This window comes from Gordonia sp. GN26, from assembly GCF_054823965.1.
The window spans coordinates 1-10,403 of record NZ_JSYC01000128.1 but is presented as its reverse complement, the minus strand read 5'-3'; the positions used below and the strand labels follow the sequence as shown (position 1 = coordinate 10,403).

General features: G+C 67.3%; 11 protein-coding genes. 5 read left to right on the top strand and 6 right to left on the bottom strand.

Features of this window, described 5'->3' with window-relative positions; all coding sequences use genetic code 11:
- Positions 1–151: 151 nt before the first annotated feature.
- Positions 152–1,189, bottom strand: coding sequence for an LLM class F420-dependent oxidoreductase (locus tag OK17_RS19735; protein ID WP_461418470.1), 1,038 nt, complete (start codon positions 1,187–1,189; stop codon positions 152–154).
- Between the two features lie 92 nt (positions 1,190–1,281).
- Here OK17_RS19735 and OK17_RS19730 point away from each other — a divergent pair, with 92 nt between their 5' ends.
- Genes OK17_RS19730 through OK17_RS19720 form a run of 3 tightly spaced genes read left to right on the top strand, consistent with a single transcriptional unit; the run spans position 1,282 to position 4,552 of the window.
- The gene (locus tag OK17_RS19730) at positions 1,282–2,325 is read left to right on the top strand and encodes a Zn-ribbon domain-containing OB-fold protein (protein ID WP_461418469.1); all 1,044 of its coding nucleotides are present in this window, start codon (positions 1,282–1,284) and stop codon (positions 2,323–2,325) included.
- A complete protein-coding gene (locus OK17_RS19725; protein ID WP_232715878.1) occupies positions 2,325–3,374 on the top strand; it encodes a thiolase domain-containing protein in 1,050 nt (349 codons plus the stop codon). The genes OK17_RS19730 and OK17_RS19725 overlap by 1 nt, the downstream gene beginning before the upstream one ends.
- Positions 3,374–4,552 (top strand): thiolase domain-containing protein, encoded by a 1,179-nt coding sequence (locus tag OK17_RS19720; RefSeq protein ID WP_006866231.1) that lies wholly within the window; start codon positions 3,374–3,376, stop codon positions 4,550–4,552. Before OK17_RS19725 ends, OK17_RS19720 begins: the two co-directional genes overlap by 1 nt.
- A gap of 43 nt (positions 4,553–4,595) precedes the next feature.
- Here OK17_RS19720 and OK17_RS19715 read toward each other — a convergent pair whose 3' ends face one another.
- The 5 genes from OK17_RS19715 to OK17_RS19695 form a co-directional block, all read right to left on the bottom strand.
- Positions 4,596–5,144, bottom strand: coding sequence for a carboxymuconolactone decarboxylase family protein (locus OK17_RS19715; protein ID WP_461418468.1), 549 nt, complete (start codon positions 5,142–5,144; stop codon positions 4,596–4,598).
- The gene (locus OK17_RS19710; RefSeq protein ID WP_461418467.1) at positions 5,141–5,761 is read right to left on the bottom strand and encodes a hypothetical protein; all 621 of its coding nucleotides are present in this window, start codon (positions 5,759–5,761) and stop codon (positions 5,141–5,143) included. Before OK17_RS19710 ends, OK17_RS19715 begins: the two co-directional genes overlap by 4 nt.
- Positions 5,758–6,237: an RNA polymerase sigma factor gene (locus OK17_RS19705; protein WP_461418466.1), complete on the bottom strand. Its 480-nt coding sequence runs from the start codon at positions 6,235–6,237 to the stop codon at positions 5,758–5,760. The genes OK17_RS19710 and OK17_RS19705 overlap by 4 nt, the downstream gene beginning before the upstream one ends.
- A 176-nt stretch (positions 6,238–6,413) precedes the next feature.
- Positions 6,414–6,863: a nuclear transport factor 2 family protein gene (locus OK17_RS19700; RefSeq protein WP_461418465.1), complete on the bottom strand. Its 450-nt coding sequence runs from the start codon at positions 6,861–6,863 to the stop codon at positions 6,414–6,416.
- On the bottom strand, positions 6,860–8,179 hold the full coding sequence (locus tag OK17_RS19695; RefSeq protein WP_461418464.1) for a cytochrome P450: 1,320 nt from the start codon (positions 8,177–8,179) through the stop codon (positions 6,860–6,862). Before OK17_RS19695 ends, OK17_RS19700 begins: the two co-directional genes overlap by 4 nt.
- Positions 8,180–8,524: 345 nt before the next feature.
- Here OK17_RS19695 and OK17_RS19690 point away from each other — a divergent pair, with 345 nt between their 5' ends.
- Both OK17_RS19690 and OK17_RS19685 read left to right on the top strand, forming a co-directional pair.
- The gene (locus OK17_RS19690) at positions 8,525–9,688 is read left to right on the top strand and encodes a steroid 3-ketoacyl-CoA thiolase (RefSeq protein WP_232715873.1); all 1,164 of its coding nucleotides are present in this window, start codon (positions 8,525–8,527) and stop codon (positions 9,686–9,688) included.
- 1 nt (position 9,689) lies between these two features.
- Complete coding sequence (locus OK17_RS19685; protein ID WP_232715872.1) at positions 9,690–10,187, top strand: nitroreductase family deazaflavin-dependent oxidoreductase; 498 nt, start codon at positions 9,690–9,692, stop codon at positions 10,185–10,187.
- Positions 10,188–10,403: the final 216 nt, after the last annotated feature.

Here is a 10,403-nt window from a genome sequence, read left to right as displayed (position 1 = left end):
GCGAAGGGGGCCACCGCCCGCACCTCAGGGTCGAAGAAAACCCACCACCTCACCTCAGGGAGCAAAGGAAACCCACCGCCCTCACCTCAGGGAGCGAAGCGGACCATCGCTCGCACCTCGGGGTGCGAAGGGGGCCAGAGAGCAGCGAGTGCTACACCAGCGTCGCGAGCTGCCGGATCGTGTCGGTGTCGCGGGCGGTGACCATCAGCATGGTGACGCCTGCGGCCTCCCACTCCTTGATCTGTGAACGGACCTCGTCGGCAGTGCCGACGAGCATCGTCTCGCGGACCATCTCGTCGGGAACGGCGGCCATCGCCTCGGCCTTCTTGCCGCTGAGGAACAGGCTGACGATCTCGTCGACCGCGTCGCCGTAACCCATCCGCTTGTAGAGCTCGGCGTGAAAGTTCTTCTCCTTGGCGCCCATTCCGCCGACGTACAGCGCCGTCGACGGCCGGTACCGTTCGATCGCCGACGCCACGTCGTCGGTGATGACGACCTGCACGGTGGCGGCGACCTCGAAGTCCTCACGACTGCGTCGGGCGCCCGGACGGGCGAAACCCTCGTCGAGCCAGGAGTTGTACTGGTCGGCGAGTCCGAGGCTGAAGAAGATGGCGAGCCAGCCGTCGGCGATCTCGGCGGTCTGCGCGACATTCTTCGGACCTTCGGCGCCGAGCCAGATCGGGAGGTCGGCGCGGAGTGGATGGGTGATCGGCTTGAGTGGCTTGCCGAGTCCGGTGGCGCCGGGCGCGTCGGCGGGGTACGGCAGCGGATAGTGCGGCCCGTCGTTGGTGACCTTGCCGGCGCGGGCGAGCACGTCGCGGACCACCTGGACGTATTCGCGGGTGCGCGCCAACGGTTTTCCGAACGGTTCGCCGTACCACCCCTCCACCACCTGAGGCCCGGAGACACCGAGGCCGACTATGTGCCTGCCGTTCGACAGGTGGTCCAGGGTCAGCGCGTGCATGGCCAGCGATGTCGGCGGACGTGCCGACAACTGGGCCACCGCCGTCCCGAGTCGGATGCGCGACGTCGCCGCGCCCCACCATGCCAGCGGCGTGTACGCGTCCGATCCCCACGACTCCGCGGTGAACACCGCGTCGAACCCGCATTCCTCCGCGACCGCGATCAACTCCGGCGCGTTCGGGATCGGCTCGGCACCCCAATAACCGAGTTGCAGACCGAGCTTCACTCGCACTCCCCTCTCGCCGGACCGTGCGGATCTCACGGCCTGACATGCATCTTGTGTCCAATACTAGAACGTGTTCTACTCAAGTTGTGAGCATGAGCGTAACGTCTCCCGCCGCCGGCAACCCCATCGCCAGTCCCGTTGCCACGGTGCCCGAGCCGAAGTCCCCGATCCTGACCGCTCCCCTGATCAACTCCTTCGACTACACCCGGTCGCTGGGCCCGGTGCTGAGCCAGTTCGCGCTCGCACTGCGCGACGGCCGGATCGTGGGGTCGAAGGGCAGTGACGGCAAAGTGTCTGTGCCGCCGGTCGAATTCGACCCGGTCACCGGACAGCAGTCGACGGAGATCGTGGAGGTCTCGACAGTCGGCACCGTCACGAGCTGGACCTGGCACGACGACCCGGTGCCCGGACAGCCGCTCGACAAGCCGTTCGCCTGGGCCCTGATCGAACTCGACGGCGCGGACACCGCACTGCTGCATGCGGTTTCGGTCGATTCGCCGTCGGACATCTCGACCGGCCAGCGTGTGCACGCGGTGTTCTCCGCGGCACGGATCGGCCGCATCGACGACATCGCGTACTTCGCGCCGGGTGAGAGCACCGACGCCGCACCGGAGAACACCGCGGAGGCACCGAAGGGCGCCGACACCGGACTCGTCGTCATCCCGACTCCCATCACCACCGAGATCACCCACTCCGCCAACGAGGAGGAGTCGGTCTACCTCGAGGGCCTGAAGGCGGGCAAGCTCATCGGTACCCGAATCGGTTCGGGCGTCGACGAGGGCCGCGTCTACTTCCCGCCCCGCGGGGTGAGTCCCGCCGACGGGTCGCCGGCCGTCGAACGCGTCGAACTCGCGCACACCGGCATCGTGACGACGTTCTGCATCGTCAACGTGCCGTTCCAGGGCCAGCGGATCAAACCGCCGTACGTCGCGGCCTACGTGCTCCTCGACGGCGCCGACATCCCCTTCCTGCACCTCATCCTCGACTGCGAGGCCGCCGACGTCCGAATGGGTATGCGCGTCAAGGCCGTCTGGCTACCCGAGGACAAGTGGGAGCACTCGATCGGCAACATCAGCCACTTCGCCCCCACCGGTGAACCCGACGCCGAGTACGAGACCTACAAGGACCACCTCTGATGACACTGCCACCCATCGCGATCATCGGGTTCGCCCACAGCCCCAACGTGGAGGGAACCCACGGCACCACCAACGGTGTCGAGATGCTCATCCCCTGCTTCGACAAGCTCTACGCCGAGCTGGGCATCAACCGGACCGATATCGAGTTCTGGTGCAGCGGGTCGTCGGATTACCTTGCCGGCCGCGCCTTCTCGTTCATCTCCGCCATCGACTCGATCGGTGCGATGCCGCCGATCAACGAATCCCACGTCGAGATGGACGGCGCCTGGGCGCTGTACGAGGCCTGGGTGAAGATCGCCACCGGCGAGGTCGACCTGGCTCTCGCCTACGGCTTCGGCAAGCCGTCCGCGGGCAACACCGACCAGACCCTCGCCCTGCAGACCGACCCCTACACGGTCGCGCCCCTGCACCCCGATGCCCGGTCACTGGCCGCGCTGCAGGCACGCGCCGGCATCGACGCCGGAACCTGGACCGAGGCCGACATGGCCGCCATCGGCGCCCGCACCTCCGGCGGATCGGTCGACGATCTCCTGGCGGGTGACTACGTCGCAAATCCGCTGCGCCGCCACGACATCGCGCCCTACACCGACGCGGCTGCGGCCGTCATCATCGCGAGCGAGCGCAAAGCCCGTGAGCTGGTGGCCAATCCGGCGTTCGTGACCGGTTGGGACCATCGCATCGACACGCCGAACTTCGGTTCCCGGGACCTCACCGTCTCGCCGTCGACGAAGCTCGCCGGCGACACCGCGTTCGGCGACGCGAACCGTGCCGTCGACGTCGCCGAGATCCACGCGCCGTACTCCCACCAGGAGATCATCGTGCGCAATGCCCTGGGTCTCCCCGATTCGGTGCGGATCAACCCGTCCGGCGGCGCACTCGCCGGCAACTCGCTGTTCTCGGCCGGCCTGCAGCGCATCGGCTACGCAGCGCACGAAATCCTCAGCGGCAACGCGGGAACCGCCGTCGCCCATGCGACGAGCGGTCCGCTGCTGCAGCAGAACATGGTGGTCACCCTGAGCGCCCAGAACAACTCCGGAGGCGGGAACTGATGGGACACAAGAACCGTGCGGCGGTCCTCGGTACCGGCCAGACCCGTTATGTCGCCAAGCGTTCCGACGTCACGATGGCCGGGATGGTCCGCGAGGCCATCGATGCGGCACTGATCGACTCCAAGGTCTCACTCGACGACATCGACGCGATCGTCATCGGCAAGGCACCCGACCTCTTCGAGGGTTCGATGATGCCCGAGCTCGCGATGGCCGAGGCGATCGGCGCGGTGGGCAAGCGTCTGATCCGCGTGCACACCGCCGGCTCGGTCGGTGGCTCGACCGCGAACGTCGCCGCGTCCCTGGTCTTCGCCGGCGTCCACAAGCGCGTGCTCGCCGTCGCCTGGGAGAAGCAGTCCGAGTCCAATGCGATGTGGGCGCTGTCGATCCCGGTGCCGTTCACCAAGCCGGTCGGCGCCGGCGCGGGCGGCTTCTTCGCCCCGCACGTGCGCTCCTACATCCGCCAGTCGGGTGCGCCCGAGCATATCGGCGCCATGGTCGCGGCGAAGGATCGCCGCAACGGTGCACTCAATCCCCTGGCGCACCTGCACCAGCCGGATCAGAGCGTCGAGAAGGTCATGAGCTCACAGATGCTCTGGGACCCCATCCGTTACGACGAGACGTGCCCGTCGTCGGACGGTGCGTGCGCGGTCGTCATCGGTGACGAACAGGTCGCCGACGATGCGGTCGCCGCCGGCAACCCGGTGGCCTGGATCCACGCCACCGCGATGCGCACCGAGCCGCTGTCCTTCGCACACCGCAACGTGGTGAGCCCGCAGGCCGGCCGCGACGCCGCAGCCGCCCTGTGGAAGGCGGGTGGCATCAGCAACCCGCTCGACGAGATCGACGTCGCCGAGATCTACGTGCCGTTCTCGTGGTTCGAACCCATGTGGCTGGAGAACCTCGGGTTCGCCGCCGAGGGTCAGGGCTGGAAGCTGACCGAGTCGGGAGACACCGAGATCGGTGGCCGCATCCCGCTCAACGCCTCGGGCGGCGTGCTGTCGTCGAACCCGATCGGAGCGTCGGGCATGATCCGCTTCGCCGAGGCCGCGATCCAGGTCATGGGCAAAGCCGGGGACCATCAGGTCGACGGAGCCCGCAAGGCCCTGGGCCACGCCTACGGCGGTGGCTCACAGTACTTCTCGATGTGGCTCGTCGGAGCCGACAAGCCGCTCCACTGACCGGCGTTTCGTAGCATTCATGCGCACCATATGCGCATGAATGCTACGAAACCCGTTCGGGCAGAGCGCAGGCCGCGCCGTCGGACATCCCGGTCGGGCGGACGCCCAGCGACTGGTTCAGCCGTGCCCGCTGATTCTCCCAGGCGACGGTCATCGCGAGTTCGACGATCTGCGTCTCCGTGAGGTGTTCACCGAGGCGTCGACGCAGGTCCGCCAGGTCGTCCCCCACCGCCGGGGTCATGGTCATCGCCTCCGCGTAGGCGATGACCAATTTCTCGACCTCGTTGTAGGCCGACGACGTCTGATAGCGCGGCAGGTCGCGCATCTGCTGTTCGGTGACACCGGAACTCACGGCCAGCGCCGACCCGATGTCGAGGCAGAACTCGCAGCTCACCATCCCGGCGGCCTTGAGTTCGGCGAGCTCCTTGAGTTTCGGGTCCACCTTGTTGGACAGCAACAGTGCGCTCTCCACCCCGACGGTCGCCCCGGCGAGCAGGGGCCGGCGCCCGAGTTGCCGGACGAGGTCGGTGCGATGACGTTTCGCTTGCCCGAACGCACGCATGTGGTTCCGGATTCGATGCAGTGATCTCATACCGGTTCTTCCCGTCCTCGCCTGCGGCTGTAACGCCACGCGACCGAGAATGCGAGCAACAGAACGATCGCCGCCAGCCCCGCCGCCCCGTGCGCCACGGCGCCCCACACGAACACCCCGATCTCGTGCACGCCGCGACCACCCATGATCAGTCCGAGCGGCACCCCGACGATGACCGCCACCGGCAACCATCGGCGCCGCGTCGACGCCACCGCGATCGCGGCGCCGATGGCGATGAACGCAAGACCCCCGTCGATCATCGCGTGTTGATTGTGCGGCTCTCCGAGCGATGTCGAGATCCACTCACCGGCAACCATGTTGACGACCCCGTGGACGGCCAGCACGACGCCGAGCACGGCGGCGGCCACCTGGGCCGGCAACCACTGCCGTCGACTCCGCCGCGGCCTCGCCTCGGCCACCCGTCGCTCCACGGCGGCATATGTCGACGCGGACGGCTCGCGCCGGAACGCGTCGGCCAGCGCGACCAGCGCGGAGTTTACCGGTCCCGGCCGGGCCGAACCGGACAGAACGGCGGCGATCTCGTCGTCGAGACGCTCAGCAGCCGCGACCTCGACCGGATCGAAGGCCGCCTCCTCATACGGATCCTGCGGCGTCACTGCTGCATCACCTCCCTCAGCTTTGCCACGCCCCGGTAGACGAGCATCCGGGCGGCGGTCGCCGAGATCCCCATCGCCGCGCCGATCTCCTCGGAGGTCAGCTCGGTGGCGAATCGCAGCGTGACCGCTTCACGCTCCCGGGCGGTGAGCACCCACAGCCTGCTGCGGACGTCATCGGCCTCTGCGGCGCGCAGCATCGCCGTCTCCGGGTCCTCCGCCGCGGCCCCGGGACGGTCGGTGTCGACATCCACCTCGGCCACGGGCACCTCTCGTGCATTGCGCGCCCACCAGTCCGCCACGACGTGCCGGGCTATCCCGATGAGCCATGCGCCGATCGTGCCACGCCGATCATCGAAGCCACGTTGTGAACGGATCGCCTTGGCGAACACCTCGGCGGTCACGTCGTCGGCGTCGGCGTCTCCGGGCACGCGGGTACGCACGTAGCGCCAGACCCCCGCAACGTGCTCGCGGTACACCGCGTCGAACTGGTCGATCGCGCCGGACTCCGAGTCCTCACACCTTTCGTGTCGACGTTCCCTCGACTCATCTTCCGCCTTTCCCGTCGGCTGTAACGGCGGATCGGACGAAAAAACCGCGGGCGGGACAGGTGACGTGGTCACCGGTCCCGCCCGCGGCGGATCGTCGTGCGAGGTCAGGCCCTACGCACCGAGTTGATCGTCTTCTCGACCTCCCAGTAGGCCCGGAGCGCCGAGAGTCGGCCCCCCGAGTCGGCGTGATAGGTGAACACGCCGCGCGCCTCGGAGACGTGACCTGCGATGTGGGTGACGATGCTGCCGATGTAGGCGACCTCGTTCCCGCAGATGATCTCCTCGTCGAAGCGGAACTCGATGCTCTCGGTGGCCGCGATCGACTTGTCCCAGAACTCCGAGATGCGGTCGTACCCCCGGAATCCGACACCCTCCGGGTCGAACATCGAGGGGCCGACCGGATCCTGGACGATGGCGTCCGGCGCGAAGTTGTCGATCCACGCCTGCTTGTCGCGGGACTCCACGAACTCTCGGGAACGACGCCCCGCCACGACCGCGGGATGATTCTCGCGGTCGATGTTCAGGTAGGCGGGCGCCTCTTCAGCTGCGGTCACTTCGTCCCGTAGTCGACGCGGAGTTCCTTGACACCATTGATCCACCCGTGGCGGAGACGACGCGGTGCGTCGAGTTTGGTGATGTCGGGGACGAGGTCGGCCAGCGCGTTGAACATCAGGTTGATCTCCATGCGCGCGAGGTTGGCGCCGACGCAGAAGTGCGCACCGTTGCCACCGAAACCGACGTGCGGGTTGGGGTCGCGGAGGATGTTGAACGAGAACGGATCCTCGAACACCTCTTCGTCGTAGTTGGCCGATCCGTAGAACAGGCCGACGCGCTCGCCCTTCTTGATGTCGACGCCGCCGATCTGCGTGTCGCGCTTGGCGGTTCGCTGGAAGGCGTTGACCGGGGTGGCCCAGCGGACGATCTCGTCGACCGCGGTCGCCGGCCGCTCCTTCTTGAACAGCTCCCACTGATCGGGGTGATCGAGGAAGGCGTTCATGCCGTGGCTGATGGCGTTACGCGTGGTCTCGTTGCCCGCGACGGTCAGCAGGATGAAGAAGAAGCCGAACTCGGTCTCGTCGAGCGACTGGCCGTCGATGTCGGCGTTGACCAGTTTGGTGACGATGTCGTCACCCGGGTTGCGACGCTTCTCCTCGGCCATCTGGTAGCCGTAGCCGAGGATCTCGGCGTTGGCCTGCTGCGGATCCGTCGTGTAGTCCGGATCGTCGGCGTTCATCATCGAGTTCGACCAGTCGAACAGCTTCTCGCGATCCTCCTGAGGGACACCGAGGAGGTCGGCGATGGCCAGCAGCGGAAGGTCGACGGCGACGTCCTTGACGAAGTCGCCGGAGCCCTTCTGCGCTGCACGCGAGACGATCTCGCGTGCGGCGTCGTCGAGCTTCTCCTCGAGCGAATGCACCGCACGAGGGGTGAACAGCTTGGAGACCAGCTTGCGCAGACGGGTGTGCTCCGGCGGATCGTGGTTGATCAGCAGCGCCTTGGTGATCTCGATCTGCTCCGAGGTCATGTCGTCCTCGAAGCGCATGATCACGCCGTTCGCGTTGGTCTCCCAGTCATCGTTGTTCTTGGAGATCTCGCGGATGTGGGCGTGCTTGGAGATCACCCAGTACCCGCCGTCGTGGAAACCACCACCCTTGCCGGGCGCCTGGGCGTTCCACCAGACCGGCGCGGTCTTGCGGAGCTGCGCGAACTCCTCCACAGGGATTCCCTGCTCGAGCAGATCAGGGTTGGTGAAGTCCCAACCCTCCTGCTCCATGAACGAGCACTTCGCGACGACGTCGGAAGGGCTCGTGCGCGCAGAATCCGCCGTTGTCGGCTCACTGCCGATCGGGGCACTCTGGGCCTGGGTCACGTCACACCACCTCGCTGGAGATTTAGAACCTGTTTCAATCTCATTAGACCACATTGTGACACACGCGACAGCCCCCGATGAGAACTTGTTCTAGTTTTCGGCAGCTACAGGCGGCCCCACCTGCGGACTTGGTCCGCGGAACAAGTAACATCCGCTACGTTCCAGTGGGCGGCAGACAGGCGTCGGACCGTGGCCAGACGCGGCCGCGAACAGGCTTCGAGGACTGCCCATGGACGCAAAGATAGAACATGTTCTAGCTTGAATGCACGGCCTCGACACCTCCGTCGAAGCGCCGTCTACCCGCAAACGACGGACTGGTTCCGCCGGGTGAACGAAGGAGTGGAGATGGGCGTTCCGGTCATCGTGGAAGCAGTACGCACGCCGATCGGCAAGCGCGCCGGGTGGTTGTCAGGCCTCCATGCAGAGGAGTTGCTGGGCATCACGCAGCGCGGACTCATCGAGAAGGCCGGTATCGACCCGGCTCTCGTTGAGCAGGTCATCGGTGGCTGCGTCACGCAGGCCGGCTCGCAGGCGGGCAACGTCTCCCGGAAGGCATGGCTGTCCGCCGGACTCCCCGAGCACACCGGTGCCACGACGATCGACGCCCAGTGCGGATCGGCCCAGCAGGCCAACCACCTCATCGCCGGGCTCATCGCCTCGGACGCCATCGAGGTCGGCATCGCCTGCGGCGTGGAGACGATGACCACCGTGCCGCTCGGCGCGAACGTCGGCACCAGCGCCGGCCCGTACCACGCGGACTCGTGGAACGTGGACCTGCCGAACCAGTTCGAGGCGGCCGAGCGCATCGCGAAGCGCCGCGGGATCACCCGCGCCGACGTCGACGGACTCGGTGAGCGCAGCCAGCGCCTCGCCCGCCAGGCCTGGGACGAGGGCCGGTTCGACCGCGAGATCCTCTCGTTCAAGGCACCCGAGCGGACCAAGGAAGGCGAGCTCACCGGCAACATCATCGACGTCAGTCGCGACCAGGGCCTGCGTGAGACCACCCTCGAATCCCTCGCGGCCCTCAAGCCCGTCCTCGAGGGCGGCATCCACACCGCCGGCACGTCGTCGCAGATCTCCGACGGCGCCGCCGCCGTGCTGATCATGGACGAGGCCAAGGCCCGCGCCCTCGGACTGACCCCGCGCGCCCGCATCAAGGCGCAGGCCCTGGTCGGCTCCGAACCCCACTTCCACCTCGACGGCCCGGTCCAGGCGACCGAGCGCGTGCTGGCGAAGTCGGGGATGTCGTTGTCCGACATCGACATCGTCGAGATCAACGAGGCCTTCGCCTCGGTCGTGCTCAGCTGGGCCCAGGTCCACAACGCCGACATGGATCGCGTCAACGTCAACGGCGGCGCCATCGCCCTCGGACATCCCGTGGGCAGCACCGGTTCCCGCCTCATCACGACCGCACTGCACGAGCTGGAGCGTCGCGACGGTCAGACCGCTCTCATCACGATGTGCGCGGGCGGCGCGATGGCCACCGGCACCATCCTCGAGCGCATCTGAGATGCCTCTCCTCGACCCGGACAAGAAGCCCGCACAACTCGATTCGCCGATCGTCGGCACCCTCATCAAGGTCGGCTCGCGGATCAACACGCGCCTGTACAAGGCGACGGGCGGCCGTATCGGTGGCACCTGGCGCGTCGGCGCGGGTCTGAAGAAGCCCGCGCCGGTGCTCCTGCTAACCACCATCGGACGCAAATCGGGTGAACCCCGGACGGTGCCGCTGGTCTACCTCCGTCGCGGCGACCAGTTCGTCGTCGTCGCGTCGCAGGGCGGCTCGGCGAAACACCCCGCCTGGTACCTCAATCTGCGCGACAACCCCGACGTCACCGTCCAGCTCGGCAAGGAGACGTTCAACCTCGTCGCGCGCACCGCGAACGAGACAGAACGCGCCGAGGTGTGGCCGGAACTGGTCGAGGTCTACGCAGACTTCGACACCTACGTCGCCTGGACAGACCGCACGATCCCGGTCGTCATCTGCGAGCCGCGCCCCGCTTCCTGATCCGACGAACGGGACACACCCGCTGCCTGAGGCGCGAGGAGCGAAAGCGACGAGCCACGAAGGCCCGGTGAGAATGGTCGCCGACCCTTCGTGGCTCGCTTCGCTCGCACCTCAGGGAGCAATGGGCGGCGCTGCGCTCGCACCTCAGGGAGCAGTGGGCGTCCATCGCTCGCGCTCAGGGAGCAGTGGGCGGCGCTGCGCTCGCACCTCAGGGAG